The sequence below is a fragment of the Alicyclobacillus acidoterrestris genome (genome assembly GCF_022674245.1).
Classification (GTDB): domain Bacteria; phylum Bacillota; class Bacilli; order Alicyclobacillales; family Alicyclobacillaceae; genus Alicyclobacillus; species Alicyclobacillus acidoterrestris.
Genome location: NZ_CP080467.1, coordinates 635,572 through 652,696, shown reverse-complemented (window position 1 = coordinate 652,696; position 17,125 = coordinate 635,572). Strand labels below are relative to the sequence as shown.

Here is a 17,125-nt window from a genome sequence, read left to right as displayed (position 1 = left end):
CACCCTCCCGCAAAAATCCCTACCTTTTTATTTGTCTTGTTCTATAAGAATATTTTCGTCGATTGGATGCGGCAATGAATCGGACAAAGGTACCAAAAATCTAGGAAGGCCAGAAATAGGACTGGCTTCCTACCAAATGGGCATCAAATCGACATCAAAAGACAAAAAAACCGCTGTGAGCACGTCACAGCGATTCAGCGGCATTCACACTGCCGAAATTGAATTCAAAACTACAGTGTCAATATAGGAATACTTGAAATTTATGGGTAGATGCAATAGGATCATTGCTAAAACGACCGTGTAAGATGCCTAATTTAGATGTCTACACCATCACCCATTCACTATCTATCCTACCTTTTTCCTACGCTATGCAAAATGGATAGGACAACCGACAAGTCTAGTCCCACATATCGATGATTCCAACGACGTAAGTCAATTATTCCTGTTGATATTTGTACACATATGCGATAGCTTGCGCCCTGTCGTTGACACCTAGTTTTTGAAAGATGTTCGTGAGGTGATTTTTCACGGTATGTTCACTGATAAAAAGGGTCTGCGCAAGTTCCTTATTCCCCAATCCCGTGACTAACAAGTTTAAGACTTCTAGTTCCCTCGCCGTTAATCGTTCCGAAAAGGGCAGAGAAGCCAACGATGTATTCGGACCATTTACCCTCGTCGCGGGGACGTCATCCAACGTAATCGATTGTGTCTCAACATTCCTTTTCAACAGAAACACGGAAAATTGTTCCCGAAGCCGCTCACTGACACGGTTGATTTGGACACCCCTATCGCCATGATGGTGTGACGCCAATGCGAGTATCTGAGCCCCGTCCGCGAAATCCACCTTGTCGGTGTCACTACATAGGTCGCGAAAGTCGGTCAGTATGCGAAGGACGTCAGGCGGAGTCCCGGGCAGAACGTCAGAGACAAATTCCAAACTCATTTGCGAAAGCAATGCCGCCTGCTCTATCGATTGAATCAGCCGCTCGGATATCCGTAGATGATTGGAGAAGTCTCGAACGATTTCTTGTATCGGCAAAACGTTCTTATACGAATCGTTCGCCCAAAAAAGAGATGTGCGATGGACTAAAGAAATATCTCGATTCCAATTTTGCACGTGTGCTGTGAAGATGCGGTGCAACGCCGCGTTACCCAGAAGCGAAAGCACATACACCAGTTCTGTAAACTCGCTGGTTGCCCGCTGATTGGATACGCCGACCGCCAATACTGCAGTCACTCGATTTTGAAAGTGCATGGGGCACTCAATGGTGTCCATATTCTCTACGCTGCGGACGATAGGCAAAGGTCCACGCTTGAGCGCATTCCAGTCTTGACCGATATACAAATTGGTTAGTTGGCGACCAATTTCAGCCGCTTTTTGCCGCGGCACCCCACGAGACAGAAGTTCGACCGTGGATTCTTCACTCGTTCGTTTGAAGGCGATGCAGGAAAACGGGCCTTGCACCAAATTTAAACTCATGTCCAAAAGAATGTATAAAATGTTCCGGACATCTTCCACCTCACCCATCGCCTGACTCAGTTCCATAATCGACGTGAGGCGCGTGGTTCGAACCAGAAGTCTTTCTTCCAACAACTCTGCCAAAACGTGTTTCGCGACCATGGAAAAAAGGACATCCACAAGGGATTGCATATCTGTCGATGTATCTGAGGAAAAGCCTGCGAAGAGTACGCCAATGACCTCATGTTTCCAAGCTACAGGCCAGCAGAAGACAGATGAGACCTGGATACAGTTCTGAGAAAACAAAGAGGCCCTCGGGTCCTGAAAAATATTTGTCCAATGCCTAGCCTGTCTTGTGGCGACAACATTCCCGAGAAATCCTTCACCCACTGTAAACGTTGCACCCTGAAGTTCCCCGACGTCGTCTCCTACGACATGAGAAACTCGAAACTCATCCCCGTCGCCTCGCTCGGCAACCCCCATCACTTCCATTCCAATTACGGTCTCCATGGCATTTCGAAGCACATCATCCATCGCCAAATCCAATCCGCCATGGGTACCAAATACCCTCTTTAGTTGATCAAGTTCCTTCATCGAATTCACCTATCAAAGTCGTATCAGGCTTTTGATATCGATAGAGCGTGTGCGCGCCTGCAGAAATCTGCTCGAGGATTGAAATCTGTACCAGTTCGTCTAGCGCCGGCTGAACATGCTCCATTTTCCTCCCAATCCGATGGGCCACCCCTTCCACGGTTTCATACGTGTACGGGTTTTCTGCGAAAAACAGCGTGCACTCTTTACGGATTTTGAACTCATGGATCACTATCTTCGCCCTCCTTACACCAAACGCACATAAGGTCGTTCAGAAATATGTTCCACAATCTGAATATCTGAAACATGGCCACCGGGCATTTTTGTGACCTGCAGATACTGATACGTATGATGTACCCAGGTGCGAATCACGCCATCACTCGTACGCTCCAAAAACGAGGAAACGGATTCACCAATCTCCTTGAAATTGCAGAGTACCAACATCGTAATACCATAAGCTCTGGCGTTCGCCGCCTCTTGCGTGAAGTATTTTGTGACGAAGTCCTTACCGCGTTCAGAAACAATCGTATTCAGGTCGTAATAGAGAAACCAGCGCTCGCCACGGCGCATACTCTCGTCCATCATCGGACCGATTTTTTCAGTCATATGTTTGCGAAATTCTACATCACTCATATCGGATACATTAAAAACCGCTTTCTCAAATCCTGGAGGATACGGCCTGTCGAAGTGCTCAATAAAGTAGAGGCTATTGTCGTCCACCAACGCTTGAGGGTTTGCTCCATGCGCCTGATACAACTTTTGTAATCCAAAAAGCGTAGTAATCGAAGATGGAAGTATGATTCCTTTTTGCCCTTGGCGAAGCTGAGCCGCCACAATGGCGCTAAACAGATGCTTATAATCCGCTCGACTATTCGTATCAAACAGGTACACCGATCCCTGTGGAATACCGCCGCCAAGAATTTCATCGAGTTTCGGAATCCCCGTCGAAATACATTCACTATCGAGGCCTAACGACGATTTCTCAAAGATGTGCAACGCGGGAATCAAATGGATACCCGCCTCTGTAATACGGTATATATGTTCTCCCTGAAGGAATTTTTGCCCCCGCATCTTCAACACTTCGAGAATCCGTTCGCGATATCGCTCTAGTTGAGGCTTCACCGAAAGGCGTATGACACCATCTGCGACGAAGTGTTCAAACGGTACTGTAGTAGAATTCACTTCGGATTGTTCCAGTATCAAAAGTGAGGTCAATTTTTTCTTCCTAAGTACATTCCGAAGCTGATAAATAATTTTTCGATGTGCTTCGTCGTCCGGCAGTCCGTATCGAAACAACGTGATACTGTCGATCACGACACGCTTACAATCAATCTCGTCTACGATGGATTGAAAATCCCATCCGGCTCCATCATCTGTTCCATCATGGTCTCAGGTGATAAACACAGTACGCGCAACTGGTTGTTTCGCTCGAGTTGTCGCAGATTCCAGCCAAACTGATTCATATTGGCATACAACTCTGAGGGCAACTCCTCGAACGTCACGTAGATGCCAGCTTCACCGTGTGACACTGCCCCATCGACCAAAAACTGAAAGGCCAAAGTCGTCTTTCCAGTACCCGGAGTCCCTTCAAGTATGACCGTCGATGCTTGAGGAATTCCACCGCATAAAACGTTATCAAGACCAGTGACTCCGGTCCGTGTCGGAGAGGCTATAAAATCGGTCATTCCTTTAAAGTCCTCCTAATTCACGCACAAATATGTCCGAACATTCCCTACCCTATCCCCATTCTGGCAGATGGGCGGATGAAACAGTGGCTGAGAAATTATAACGAGGTAACATAACATCTATTATACAGTAAGAGCCAGGCAGTGTTTGTATCAAAATGCACTGGTTCGCCTGGTTAAACAGAAAGGTTTGTGCGCTTTCATACCGTATTGACGATATGGTACATGTTGTCATACAATTCAAGATGACCCATTGACCAAATTCGTAATTCGGTCAGAGCAAGATACATACAAAAGCCAAACATCCTATTGTGTCACACGAAAGGCGGTCATCATCCGCATGTCATCAGATTTACGACAAAGAGTCATTGACGCAGCTAAAGAATCGTTCTCACGATTTGGATACAGGGCAACCACGATGGATCTCGTCGCGCGGTTAGCTGGCGTCGGAAAAGGTACCATATACACATTTTTTGAAAGTAAGGAACTGTTGCTCCATCACATCTTGAATTTATTGGGCATCGAGCTACGAATGTCACTCGAAAACTCGGTTCAACGAAACGACCCACTTTTTGTGAACCTTGAACGTGGGCTAACCGAAATACTGCGGTTTCGCCAAGAACAAGAGATCATTGTAAAACTGTCGCAAGAAGTACAAATCAATGGAACATTAGAGGTTAAGAAAGGCCTACAAGAAATTGAAGATGAGATGATTGGCTATCTTTCGAAAGAGATTGCCAAAGGTGTAGAAAATGGCGAAGTCCTTCCGTGCAACCCTGAGCTCATCGCATTTCTGATGTACAAAACGGTCACTTCTCTATTAGTTGATTGGGAGCAACGGCATAATCGATTAGAAGACTCAGAGATTGCGCTGGTTTTTCGTCGCCTTTTTGTAGTGGGATTTGAAGTAAACAGAAACCCCTAACATATTACCGGTGAAACGTTTCGTTTATCTATAGATAAAGTTCGGCATTCAGACCGAACTTGTGGGGATTGGAGTGATACAAATGAGTATAAATCAAGAACCAACAAACGGTCATCGCTTCACGTTGCCAAAGTATGTCGTGATTTCCTACCTAACCATTTTTTCAATCGGGTCACAATATTTCATCAATCTATCTTACCTGTTCAGTCAGGTGACGATACAGGATACATTCGGCTTTGGTACATACGGTGTCGTGGTTCCTACAGTCCTCTCTTACCTAGCGTTTGCCACCTTTTTGGTGATTGGCCCGGTCGTGGCAAAACAATTTGGGTTTCGACGGATGTATCTATTTTTTGTCTTGCTACTCTGTTGCGGATCGCTTAGCGCACTCTTCGCCCCAAACTCAGTTTGGTTTGATATCGGGAGGTTCCTGCAGGGAGCCGGATCAGGCGCCCTCTACATGGTGATGGTTCCACTTGTCGCGATTTCTATCCCAACAAAACGCCGAAACTGGTTTATCCTGATTATACTTTCTGGCCTGTTTGGCGCTACAGGACTAGGCGGTATCTTTGGCGGACTGTCTCTTGCTAGGCTATGCTGTTTTGCCGAGGCAATCCGCTACCGTTCCTTCGCAAAAGAACGAATTCGACAAATGGGGCGTTGCTTTCCTATTTGCAATCTCCATCGTCCTTGTCTTCCCACTGAAAAATCTCGAATACGACGGCCTCTACTCGCCCCGCGTGTGGCTGCTATTTGTCATCGCCTTTGCCCTATTCATTCTTTTTGCCGTCCACGAAACGAATGTCAAACACCCCATCATGCCGTTTCACTTGCTTCTTGCACCCAAACCATTCTTTGGAACCGTAATGGCCACGCTCACAAATATGGCTGTTACATGCTCCGCGGTTGGCATTTGTAGCTACCTTATCAATGTCGAGCAAGTCCATTTCGAGTCGCTCACGAAGTTCTTCATCAGTTTCTTTGCAGGCGCTGTCCTGTCAGGCCTTGTCAGCGCCTGGCTATACGACAAGTTCGGCCCAGGCTTCTTAGGACTGCTCGCCTCGCTTATCCTAATTTATGTAGGCTACACATGGAGCCATATTGGCATCACCGCATCCCTCATCACCTTATCATGGCAGTTTGGGATGTTAGGCATGGCGTTCGGCGTAATTCTGGTCACCGGCAGTCTCGGAGGTACACTCGCGGCCAAGGATATTTCGCAGTTAGCTTCCCTGTCAATGGGCATGCAGTACTTCCGAAATATCTTCGCCGCATTTGCATCACCGATTTTTGGCTGGGCTGTTTTAAAATATGGCGCCAATCACTATGCACTTTTACAATCCCGCTTTACCTATGGAAGTCCATTCGACACCATGGAATCTAAACAATTGGTGCAGTACTTGACCACGCTCGTTGGGCCGAATCAAGCACAGGTCATGGCGCGGTATGTCATCGCCAGCGAAACCCAAACTCAATCGCTCCTGTTCGCGTATCAAGGCCTATTTACAATTCTGTTTGTGCTGGGCATCGCCATATTCATTGCATCGTTAGGCATGACCATCACTGGTAAAGGGATGGTTATTGCCCAGGAGGAAGACCCACTAATTGGTTTAATACAAGCAAACCAATGAGTATGGAACGCAGATTTGGCTGAACAAACATGAGCGCTAGCCATCAAACAGGCAGCCCAACACTAGACACTCGACATCGTGCAATAGGCAACAACTATAAATAGAGGAAACTCTCGCTTGACTTCTCCAAGTTACAGGAAGAAAATATTCCATGGCTAAATGATTCTAAGAGAGAATGAAGAGGGGATTCTGGAGGTGAAAAATGTCCATATCCGGCAAGAAGTACAACAGCACTTTGTATGAACTCATTTCCACTTACCGTGATCTTGCACTGTGTATTTCCCACGTCGTCAAACCTCTCGTCGAGGAAGTCGGCCTCACGATGTTTCAATTTCGTCTCCTCGTTTGTCTATACGAAGGCGGAACGAATTTGACTGAGCTTGCTGAGCGAGTGCACGCGTACAAGGGATACACAAGTTCCGCTGTCGATGTGCTGGTCGCAGCACACTTGGTCACCCGGCAATATCCCGAATCTGACCGAAGATCCGTTTACTTGGAAATCACGGATGATGGAAAACATGTACTAGATCAGATTTTGGATACGGACACACCATTCTACCAGCGGTTATCTTCTGCTTTCCAGCTGTCAGAAGCAGAATTACAACGCCTTATCGCGTTGCATCGAAATGTCATCTCGAACCTTGTTGATGGAAGGAAAGAATGTCTATGAAAAAGGGTGTGGCAAGAGGTTTACAAATCGGCGGTGGTGTCGTTGTCGTCGCCGCAATTGTCTTTGGCGGCATGTACTGGAACCACACGCGTCAATACATCTCAACCGATGACGCATATATCGACGGACGCCAATATACGATTTCCTCTCCCGTTTCTGGGAAAGTTGTGGATTGGCAAGGAACCGTTGGGGCGACATTCGCACCGAATAGTCCCGTCGGAGAAGTAGAGGAACAGTCAGGCGACTCGACCTCAACCGTTCCCATTCCGGCACCAGCAGATGTATCCATCATTCAACAGGATACCGCAGACAACGAATTTGTCGCAGCAGGGACGCCCTTGGCGTACGCGTACGACATGAACAAATTGTGGGTCACCGTGAACGTGAAAGAGACGTTGATTCACGAAGTGCACGTGGGCCAGCCAGTGGACATCGATATTGATGCATATCCAAACCAGACGTTCCACGGCACGGTAGCACGCATTGGGCTCGCCACAGGTAGCACGTTGTCCATGGTGCCGAGCACTAGTAACAATGCCAACTTCACAAAGGTTACACAGATTGTCCCAGTGAAAGTCACATTCACGACCTACCCAACTGAACCGATTGTTCCTGGGTTTGATGTCACGGCTCACATTAAAAAGACCGGAAACTAAAACCGGCCAGCGTGACTTTTGCTCAGAGAGGAGGGGGAAAGATTGAGCGCGAATCCTGCAAGTGCCGTTCAGACGCAGGTAAAGGCCCCATATTTACAACTATTCATCGTACTCATGGGTTCCTTTATGGCCATTCTCGATACCAGTGTCGTCAACGTGGCGATTCCAAAAATGGAGGTCGCACTCAACGCGAACACGACGAGCATTCAGTGGGTCTTGACGGGTTACATGCTGGTGACAGGTATTATTGTCCCAACGTCAGGCTGGCTGATTGATAAATTTGGTCCGAAGAAAGTGCTCATCGCTGCCCTCATCGTATTCACGATTGCCTCAGCGCTCTGCGGCATGTCGTGGAACTTAAGCAGTATCATCTTCTTTCGGATTCTCCAGGCAGCTGGTGGCGGTCTCTTACAGCCATTGGCCCAAACGATTATTTACCGCGTGTTCCCGCGCGAACGCATCGGTGGCGTCATGGGACTGTTCGGCGTGACCATCATGGCAGCGCCCGCATTTGGCCCGCTGCTCAGTGGCTATTTTGTCGAGTATTCGTCGTGGCGACTGATTTTCTTCGTCAATGTTCCAATTGGCGTGATAGCCACTTTCATGGCCATGACGTTCATGCACGAGTTCTCGCACCAGGCTAAAGCGTCCTTGGATGTCATCGGCCTCACGTTTTCAACACTTGGCTTTTTTGCATTGCTCTACGGATTCAACAACGTCCCTGACCATGGCTGGGGTTCAACGGTTGTCCGGGTCTCAATCGCCATTGGCGTCGTATCGCTCATCTGTCTGGTCATTACCGAGTTGCGCGTGGAAAACCCGCTGCTTCAGCTACGCGTCCTAAAGAACTATACATACACGATGAGCCTGATTATCGTGTCGATTCTTAGTGTGGCGTTGTTCGTCGGGATTTTCTTGCTGCCGTTGTATTTGCAGAACATCATGGGTTATTCACCCATGCGAGCCGGTTTATTTATGACCCCTGCGGCACTCGCTTCGGCGGTCATGATGCCTATCAGTGGTAAGTTGTTCGATAAAATTGGTGCTCGACCCTTAGGGCTCGTCGGATTGGCGATTCTGACCGTCTCAACGCTTGGGTTCACCACGCTGACGGCTACCTCGACGTCCGGCCATATTCAACTGCTCTATATCGTAAGAAGCATCGGAATGGGCCTTGCCATGATGCCTATCATGACGGCGGGTACGACTGCACTGGTCGCTGTAGCGCCACACTTGGTCTCACAGGCGGCCGCAGTAAACAATACCGTTCGCCAAGTTGCATCTGGCCTTGGTACTGCGATATTGACGGTATACATGTCCAAGAGGGAGATTATCCGGACATCTCAGCTGTCAGATCACTTAAACCCTGGTACGCCACAGGGCTTACAGCTCACGGGACTAATTCATCAACTGAGTTCCCAAGGGCTATCCGCAGCTGCGGCACAGTCAGAAGCGATAAGCCTCATTTCTGCCTGGATTCAGAAAACGAGTTTCGTCTTAGGCATGAATGATACGTTTTTTATTTCCACCATCCTCGCGGGATTAGCTTGGTTTGCCACCATCTTTATCTACCGAGGAAGAAGAAAAGTAAAACCGACACCAGTCAAGGGACAGCAACAACAGTCTCTAGCTGCCGAATAATGTTTGGAGGGATCTGAATGGATACACAAACCTCGCTGAATTCCGAGATTGGCTTAGGCAACAATAGCGGGAAGAACCCACGCCGCAAGTGGATTCTAGCCGGCATTGCCGTCATCGTCGTACTCGGTGTGGGCATTGGCATCGCAGAGCGCCCAAGTGCGTCCGCTGCAGAAATTCCACCGAGCGACTTGTATCAGGTACACTCGCTCGCAAGTAAGAAAACCATCTCCACCGAAGGAACCGTCCAAAGTGCCTCCGAGGTCAATCTCTCGTTCCAGGGCCAAGGCGGTAAGGTGACGAGTGTCAAGGTGAAAGTGGGCGATCACGTCAAAGCCGGCCAAGTCATCGCCACCTTGGATGACTCCGCGACCAAAAACGCCGTTCAGCAGGCCCAATCAGCACTGGATCAAGCGGAAGCAGGCGTTTCCCAAGCTGAGGGCAACGTGGCTCAGGCACAAGGCAATGTAGCAGAAGCACAGGCTGGTTTGGTCAAGGCAACGGAAGGTGCAACACCTGCCACAAAGAGTGTGGCTGAGTCGAACGTTGAAAAGGCACAGGCCGCATTGACAGCTGCGCAACAGCAATATAAAGACCAACAGGCTGCTTACAATGACCGTACGACGGCTTATCAACAACTGGTCGCTGCTCAGAACGCTGCTCAGGAAGCCAAAGCGGCACTGGACACCGCACAAGCTAACCAACAGTCGCAGATTGATGCGGCACAACAAGCTTTGACGGCTGCTCAGAATAACCTGCAGACGGCGGAGACCAACCTGCAAAGTGCACAACAGAAAGACGGGAATATCACGGAGCAGCAGGTAGACGAGGCCTATCAAAACTACCAGGAAGCTCTGTCACGTTTCGATAGTTACCAAAAGACCTATGGTGACGCAAATAATCCATATGCTTCACAGTTACAAAACTATGAGTCGGTTTATGAGGGTTTGAATCAAGGATATCAGGAGCTACAAAGTGACCAGACTGCATACAACTCCGCTGTTGCCGCAGTCGCACAAGCAAAGGCACAATTAACGTCGGCACAAAACGGTGTATCGACGGCTCAAGCGCAATACGATGCTGCGGAGAAAGCTTTGCAGACAGCTCAAGCGACCTATAATGACCGTACCGCTGCCAAACAAGCATTGGATGCTGCCCAAAGCCAGGTGCAACAGGCTAAAGCTGCGCTAGCCAACGCACAAGCTGCTTACAAACAAACGGTAGAACCTGCTGATAAAGGTACAGTTGACTCCGCAAAGGCAGGTATCCAAACTTCGCAGGCTGGTGTCAAAACTGCCGATGCGGGCGTCCAGGCGGCGGAAGCTCAGGTGAAATCTGCTCAAGCTGCCCTCAACAACGCCGAGCTAAATGAGAGTTATATGACGCTCAGAGCACCAGTAAGTGGCGTCATTACCGACAAAAACATCCAACCGGGAGACACAGTTTCACCGGGGCAGACGGCATTTGTATTGGATGTACAACAAATGCAAGTTGCACTGCCGATTAGCGAATCTCAGATGCCATATGTTCACCAAGGACAGAAGGTCACATTCACGGTACCCGAGATCCCTAACAAAACATTTACGGCGACCATTTTCCAGGTCGACCCGACGCCCATCGAGGGTAATGGGGGATCGTATCAGGCGCTAGCAACTGTAGACAACCCGACTTCAAGTCTTAAATCGGGGATGACAGGACCTGTGAGCATTGATGTCTCCGGGCAGCAGGATACCATGGTTGTACCGGCTATTGCGATACACAATGAGAACGGACAACAAGGTGTCTATCTGTATGACCCAAAGGCCACAAAGAGCGAAAAGGCACAAGCCTCACAGCTTGGGTTACCAGAGAACGTCATATTCCAACCTGTCAGCGTTCAGAGTGAAAGTGGATACCAAGCTGAAGTCACTTCGGGCCTAAATGACGGCGATAAAGTGGTTCTTGGAGAAGGTGCCTTTTTGGTTGGTGATAACGGTACGGTGGACGAGAGCTAAAGAATATATCTCGAGCAATATTTTTCCTGGTCCCGCCTTTCGAACGATAGGCGGGACTCTTTCATAAGACTTCTGCCGCCACATATAGTTGTCCACCTATCACAATTGTCAATGAGCAGCCAATTACAGCAAAATCCACTTTTAATCATTTGAAAAAAACAGGTGAATAAAACAATGCTGTATATGGAGTTTTGAAGGAGCGAAGTTCTAAAAGGAACACATTTCCTTTTAGGCATAAAAAAAGCGCCCGAAGGCGCTTCAAAAACCAACAGATTATACGACCAACCCACCAACATTAATGGCTACTCCCCAATTCGTGCTAGCGGTGTTTTGAACAATGATTGTTAGAATACCATTGTTCAAGGATACTGCTGTCACAGATAGCGGAGACCCAGGAGTTACATAATAAGCAGGTGTTCCAGTTGTGCCGATACTTACTCCAGTATATTGACCATTATTGATATTGAATGCAAGTGACCACGACTGTGCCTCTGTTGGTAGACCCCCAATCGAAAAGACTGCCTCTGAATTTGGGCTCACAGTTCCACTTACAAATGCATTTACCTGAGCTGGACTTGCAACCATTTCACAACATCCCCAAACATGTGATTTTTTGTAGCTTGGCCAAGCCACGCTCACATCATATGGCGAGTAAGTGTTATGTGTAACCACGTATGTCTCGTCGAGATTAATGCATCATCGATGTTATCTATAGGTATCTAAAGATTGCCTCTAATCTCCTTAGCAATCTCAAGTACTTGCTTATCCATTTGAGCCAGGACATTCTTAGCTGGTGCATATTCAGGTGCTCTACGAAGGACTTCTGCATAAAGCTTCCTTGCTTCAATCCAAATTCCACTAAGACGGTGCTCATCCGCAAGATGTAACATAGCTTTGTACTCACCAATTGCCGGATCGGTAGCATACTTCCCTTTTGAAGACAATTCGAGTGACTTCGCAATATGTTGAATAGCGGATTGTAGGGACACCACTTTTCGCAATTGGTACATTCCATACATGTACCATCCATCAACATAGTCTGGAAATCTTTGTGTCAGTCCAAACGCAAGAGATTCTGCTTGTGCTACGTCGCCCTTACTATCGAGCGCCCACACTAAATTTCTTTCAACTTCGGCCAGCGCTATAGAATTCTTAGATGCCGTTAAAAGCTCCCTAGCTCGTACAAGATGCCGGATAGCAGCATCCGGGTTTCCCAAAATGAGATGCTCACGACCGAGAAAGGAATGAGAGAGCACATCATCTGGGTACTGCTGAATGTGCTTTTCTAAAATCGAAATATTCCGTTTGAACTTTTGCTGCTTATTTACTTTGTTATCGTCGTACCCATCATGCAAAAACCGTATCTGAACTGGGTACACAGGAATCTGCTTTTTCTCCTTCGTAGCGAGTTGTTCGTGTACTGGGCGGAACCAAAGTTAGAGTCTTAGGTAGTGGTGTAAATTCCACGGCTAGATCTTGACGAAAAAGCCATCGAGTGCAATCTACTAAAAGTGTCGAGCAAATAGTAGAGGAGGCACATCGATGGCTTCTACAGACAAGATCGCACTTTTGGAGTTAATTCGCAAGATCGGATTAGAAGATGGTGATGTCGATTTTTTGAAGGAAGGGCTGAGAGTCCTAACCCAGGCGGTGATGGAGGCTGAAGTGAGCTCTTTGATTGGCGCTGAACGGTATGAGCGCAGTGAGAAACGCAGCAATAGCCGTAATGGTTACAGAGAACGGGAATGGGACACCCGTGTCGGAACGATTGATTTGCAGATTCCGAAGCTTCGGAAAGGAAGCTACTTCCCCAGCATGCTAGAGCCTCGGCGGAAAGCTGAGAAGGCGTTGCTGTCCGTTGTTCAAGAGGCGTGTCAACATCGGCTGTAAAATCCCCAATAACAGCGGAATACAATTCCCCAAAAATAACGGATTAAATTCCCCAAAATCATCGGGATGAATTCCCCACCCTTTGCCGAATTTACGGCACCGTTCACATCGTTGTGGGAGGTGCCACGATGACGGAGAGTGAGAAAATGGAAGTTAGAAGGATGTATCAGGAAGGCGTGAGTATCTCTGAACTCTCTCGAAGAACTGGACATGACCGTAAGACAATTCGAAAGGTCGTCCAAGAGCAGGAGGATGGAAAGAAGCCTTTAGCTGGAACCAAACGAAAAGGCAGTAAGTTGGAGCCCTATAAGCCGTATGTAGAACAGCGGATGCGTTTTGGTGTCCTGAACGCGGAGCGGATTTTACGAGAGATTCGGGAGCAGGGATACACGGGTGGAATCACGGTTCTTCGTGAGTTTATGCACCCGCTTCGCCCCGCTGTCTCTGCCAAGGCAACGGTTCGGTTCGAAACAGGCCCTGGTGAACAGGCCCAGATCGACCTAGGTGCATTCCCGTATATCGACGCCGAGGAGAATCGGCGCACGTTATGGTGTTTTGCCATGGTTCTATCCTACTCCCGGATGCTCTATTTGGAGTTTATCAAAGCGTCAGACCAACTGCATATCCTACAAGCCCTGCGCAATGCGCTTGAGTTTTTTGACGGGGTACCAAAGACCATTCTCAGTGACAACTGTGCACCACTTGTTCTGTCTAACGACGGACATGGGCACGTAGAATGGCAGCCGGCTTATTTGGATTTCGCCAAATATTATGGGTTTGTTCCCAAGGCCTGCAAACCCTATCGCAGTCGTACGAAAGGAAAAATTGAGCGCCCGATTCGTTATATCCGCGACAGCTTTTGGCCGACCGCGTTTGTGGACTTGGCAGATGTCAATCAGCAGGCAGTCATATGGAGAGATACCGTTGCCAACATCCGCATCCATGGGACAACGCATGAGCGGCCGCAGTCTCGGTTCCCTGACGAAAAACTGCAGAGGCTGCCGAAACATCGGTATCTGTTGGCGTATAGCGCATTGCGTAAGGTCCTCAACGACTGTCGAATCTCATGGAATGCCAGCCTGTATTCTGTGCCGTGGCAGTACGTGGGAAAAAATGTTCTAGTTCGCACGTTTGAAACGGGCCGTCTACAAATTGAATATGGCGGTCAGGTTATCGCCGAGCATAGTCTCGTGGACAAGCATCAAGTCTCCATCAACCCTGAGCACGTAAAAGGTATCCCCATGGATACGCCGAGGCATTCACGGGGCAAAGTCGCTGGTCTTCAAGTCGAACCCGACGTGGAACAACGGGATCTGGACGTATATGAGCAAATCGCGTCAGGAGGGCAATTGCAATGAGCGAAGCATTGTTATTGGCCAAGACGGAAGAATCTTTGTTGGAACTGGGGTTAAAGAAGGCCGCGTCGATTCTCCCAGCCAGCCTGGAGTGGGCTGCGGGAAAACAGGCGACGTATGTCGAGTTTCTGTCTCGTCTGTTAGAGGCAGAGACGGAGGAGCGGTTCAACCGCTACCTCCATACTCGCCTCAGCCTAGCACACTTCCCGTATCACAAGACGTTGGCAGACTTCGATTTTACGTTTCAGCCGTCCATCGACGAACGACAAATCAGGGAATTAGCACAACTGTCGTTCGTGGAGGAACGCAACAACGTCATTCTCCTCGGTCCGCCTGGCGTAGGAAAGACACATTTGGCTGTCGCGCTGGGGATGGAGGCCTTGCAAAACCGAATGAGTGTGTATTTCGTCACCATGCAGCGGTTGGTCGCCGATTTACGAAAAGCGCATCGGGAGGGCCGCTTAGAGAAGCGATTGAAGGTATACATCCAACCGAAACTCCTCATCTGCGACGAGGTTGGTTATCTGCCACTGGACGCGCTGGATGCAGCAAACTTCTTTCGTCTGGTCTCGGAGCGGTATGAACAAGGGGCGATGATTATCACGTCCAATACAAGTTTCACCAACTGGGGGGCCATGTTTGGGGATCAGGTGTTGGCGTCGGCTTTACTTGATCGCTTGCTTCACCACGCGACAACGGTCAACATACGCGGGAATAGTTACCGGATGAAGGATAAACTCAAGGCGGGCGTGACCCATGCCCTGCGAGAAGAGGTGAGAGACTAACCGAACATATGTCCGGGGAATCTTACGCGATGATTTTGAGGAAATCAAAACCGATGTTTTTGGGGAAATCTACCCGATTTTTTTGAGGAATTAAATCCGATGTTGACAAGGCGTATGTGCATGGTGTGAGCACCCGCAAGGTGGACGAGTTGGTTGAGTCTATGGGCATTCAAGGAATTAGCAAGAGTGAAGTATCTCGTATCTGCAAAGAGTTAGACGAAGTAGTGCAGGAATTTAAAAACCGCCCACTTGAGGGGACATACCCATATCTATGGTTGGATGCGACATTCCCGAGAGTCCGTGAAGGCGGACGAGTTCAGAGTATGGCATTTGTAATTGCAATTGGCGTGCGAGACACCGGTGAGCGTGAGGTGTTGGGGTTTGACATTGGGACTAGTGAGGACGGCTCGTTTTGGCTGACATTCATCCGAAGTCTGGTTGCGCGTGGGTTGCGTGGTGTACAGCTGGTAATTAGTGATGCTCACGAAGGACTGCGCAGTGCGATTGGCTCTGCGTTGACCGGAGCGACCTGGCAGCGCTGTCGAGTTCATACAATGCGCAACATCCTCAGCCAGGTGCCTAGAGCGTCGCAACCGATGGTCTCGTCTATTGTCCGGACCATATTCGCTCAGCCAACACAGGAAACAGCCAAACAGCAACTGGATGTGGTTGTAGAGCAACTTCGTGGAAAGTTTCCAAAGGCGATGGATGTCTTGGAACGTGCAGAGGAAGACGTGCTAGCGTACATGGCATTCCCAAAGGAACACTGGAAACAGATATGCTCGACAAACCCGCTTGAGCGCTTAAATCGTGAACTCAGGCGACGCTTCGATGTCGTTGGTATCTTCCCGAACCGAGAGTCTGTCATTCGTCTAGGCGGAGCAATCCTCCAGGAACAGAACGATGAATGGATTGTAGCAAGGCGCTACTTTAGCCGAGAGTCAATGGCAAAACTCATGAGCACTCAAGAACCGCAATTACTGGCGCCAACGTCAGTTTTGCATAAATAGCCGACACGAAGTGGTTGCACTCAATTTACACCACTTGACGGGACACTACCGAACCAAAACAAGCCTCTTCCCAAGGGGAACATACGAGTCTCCCTACTTGGTGACATCACATCTCCAACAATATTCATTTGCAATATCTGCAGGGCAAATGTACCAGGCACAGCATTGTATTGCTCAGCAAATTTCCGAATCTTATCAGTATCCTCCTTATACAAGATTTCATCAGCGTCTACCGATATAACCCAATCCGTTTCAGCAAATGATAATGCGTAATTTCTTGCGGCAGCAAAGTCATCATCCCATTTAAAACAGTGTACTGGAATACCTAAATTTTGGACAGAGAATACCGTCCCATCGGTGGAACCAGTGTCAACAACCACAATCTGATCAACAGCTGGTTGAAGTGCAGTCAAACACTTTTCAATCGTTCTAATTTCAATTTTTACAATCAGCACGGCTTCAACAGTACAATGTGGCGTATCTAAAGACTTTTTGTACATATCCATGAATTTATTTTCTCAGACGATTATTCGCAACACAATTCTCATATAGTCATACTCTAGCATATCACTCGACGTTAGTTGCAAAAAACCCCGTTAGCGATAACTATTAATACACTTTATCCATATAACTCGTGTCGAACCCAAACAGCGAAAGTCTAAATGTCGAGGTATCGATATGCGCCCAAGCATCATTTATGGATCGACTACCACGCCCCACCCGGAGTGAAAGTCGTAGCTTTAGTGATTGCTGCCCATGCACATTCTCGTATCCTTTTTCTGTATTTTGACTTGCGGAATCAATCTTTGCAATGAAATAGCAAATTGCTTCTAGGC

Annotated in this window: 14 protein-coding genes and 3 pseudogenes; 11 read left to right on the top strand and 6 right to left on the bottom strand. The window is 48.3% G+C overall.

Annotated features, from left to right (window positions below):
* Positions 1–436: 436 nt before the first annotated feature.
* The 4 genes from K1I37_RS21475 to K1I37_RS21470 are packed head-to-tail and all read right to left on the bottom strand — an operon-like array spanning position 437 to position 3,735.
* Positions 437–2,053, bottom strand: coding sequence for a helix-turn-helix transcriptional regulator (locus tag K1I37_RS21475; RefSeq protein ID WP_021297219.1), 1,617 nt, complete (start codon positions 2,051–2,053; stop codon positions 437–439).
* The gene (locus K1I37_RS03065) at positions 2,040–2,282 is read right to left on the bottom strand and encodes a hypothetical protein (RefSeq protein ID WP_021297218.1); all 243 of its coding nucleotides are present in this window, start codon (positions 2,280–2,282) and stop codon (positions 2,040–2,042) included. The genes K1I37_RS21475 and K1I37_RS03065 overlap by 14 nt, the downstream gene beginning before the upstream one ends.
* Before the next feature lie 14 nt (positions 2,283–2,296).
* A complete protein-coding gene (locus K1I37_RS03060) occupies positions 2,297–3,364 on the bottom strand; it encodes an ATPase domain-containing protein (RefSeq protein WP_021297217.1) in 1,068 nt (355 codons plus the stop codon).
* A gap of 23 nt (positions 3,365–3,387) precedes the next feature.
* Positions 3,388–3,735 (bottom strand): ATPase domain-containing protein, encoded by a 348-nt coding sequence (locus tag K1I37_RS21470; RefSeq protein ID WP_021297216.1) that lies wholly within the window; start codon positions 3,733–3,735, stop codon positions 3,388–3,390.
* A 340-nt stretch (positions 3,736–4,075) separates the two neighbouring features.
* On the opposite strand from K1I37_RS21470, the gene K1I37_RS03055 reads away from it, so the two are divergent.
* The 7 genes and pseudogenes from K1I37_RS03055 (at position 4,076) to K1I37_RS03030 (ending at position 11,249) form a co-directional block, all read left to right on the top strand.
* A complete protein-coding gene (locus tag K1I37_RS03055; protein WP_031218932.1) occupies positions 4,076–4,660 on the top strand; it encodes a TetR/AcrR family transcriptional regulator in 585 nt (194 codons plus the stop codon).
* Positions 4,661–4,742: 82 nt separating this feature from the next.
* Positions 4,743–5,228, top strand: a pseudogene (locus K1I37_RS21770) (MFS transporter); the annotation flags it as partial.
* 16 nt (positions 5,229–5,244) lie between these two features.
* Positions 5,245–6,291 carry a hypothetical protein gene (locus tag K1I37_RS03050; RefSeq protein WP_236613899.1) on the top strand — a complete coding sequence of 349 codons (1,047 nt, stop codon included), beginning with the start codon at positions 5,245–5,247 and terminating at the stop codon, positions 6,289–6,291.
* Positions 6,292–6,493: 202 nt separating this feature from the next.
* The gene (locus tag K1I37_RS03045; RefSeq protein ID WP_021297213.1) at positions 6,494–6,961 is read left to right on the top strand and encodes a MarR family winged helix-turn-helix transcriptional regulator; all 468 of its coding nucleotides are present in this window, start codon (positions 6,494–6,496) and stop codon (positions 6,959–6,961) included.
* Positions 6,952–7,617, top strand: coding sequence for an HlyD family secretion protein (locus K1I37_RS03040; protein ID WP_081654151.1), 666 nt, complete (start codon positions 6,952–6,954; stop codon positions 7,615–7,617). The genes K1I37_RS03045 and K1I37_RS03040 overlap by 10 nt, the downstream gene beginning before the upstream one ends.
* Positions 7,618–7,659: 42 nt before the next feature.
* The gene (locus K1I37_RS03035; protein WP_021297211.1) at positions 7,660–9,258 is read left to right on the top strand and encodes a DHA2 family efflux MFS transporter permease subunit; all 1,599 of its coding nucleotides are present in this window, start codon (positions 7,660–7,662) and stop codon (positions 9,256–9,258) included.
* Positions 9,259–9,275: 17 nt separating this feature from the next.
* The gene (locus K1I37_RS03030; RefSeq protein WP_021297210.1) at positions 9,276–11,249 is read left to right on the top strand and encodes an efflux RND transporter periplasmic adaptor subunit; all 1,974 of its coding nucleotides are present in this window, start codon (positions 9,276–9,278) and stop codon (positions 11,247–11,249) included.
* Positions 11,250–11,968: 719 nt separating this feature from the next.
* Here K1I37_RS03030 and K1I37_RS03025 read toward each other — a convergent pair.
* Positions 11,969–12,628, bottom strand: coding sequence for a tetratricopeptide repeat protein (locus tag K1I37_RS03025; protein WP_021297209.1), 660 nt, complete (start codon positions 12,626–12,628; stop codon positions 11,969–11,971).
* A 163-nt stretch (positions 12,629–12,791) separates the two neighbouring features.
* On the opposite strand from K1I37_RS03025, the pseudogene K1I37_RS03020 reads away from it, so the two are divergent.
* The 4 genes and pseudogenes from K1I37_RS03020 to K1I37_RS03005 all read left to right on the top strand — a co-directional run.
* Positions 12,792–13,130 (top strand): annotated as a pseudogene (locus tag K1I37_RS03020) (transposase); the annotation flags it as partial.
* Positions 13,131–13,267: 137 nt separating this feature from the next.
* The gene (istA, locus tag K1I37_RS03015) at positions 13,268–14,497 is read left to right on the top strand and encodes an IS21 family transposase (protein WP_242215973.1); all 1,230 of its coding nucleotides are present in this window, start codon (positions 13,268–13,270) and stop codon (positions 14,495–14,497) included.
* On the top strand, positions 14,494–15,279 hold the full coding sequence (gene istB, locus K1I37_RS03010; RefSeq protein WP_242215972.1) for an IS21-like element helper ATPase IstB: 786 nt from the start codon (positions 14,494–14,496) through the stop codon (positions 15,277–15,279). Before istA ends, istB begins: the two co-directional genes overlap by 4 nt.
* A 101-nt stretch (positions 15,280–15,380) precedes the next feature.
* Positions 15,381–16,289: pseudogene (locus K1I37_RS03005) on the top strand (IS256 family transposase); the annotation flags it as partial.
* Positions 16,290–16,309: 20 nt separating this feature from the next.
* Here K1I37_RS03005 and K1I37_RS03000 read toward each other — a convergent pair.
* Positions 16,310–16,795: a glycosyltransferase family 2 protein gene (locus tag K1I37_RS03000; protein WP_206922827.1), complete on the bottom strand. Its 486-nt coding sequence runs from the start codon at positions 16,793–16,795 to the stop codon at positions 16,310–16,312.
* Positions 16,796–17,125: the final 330 nt, after the last annotated feature.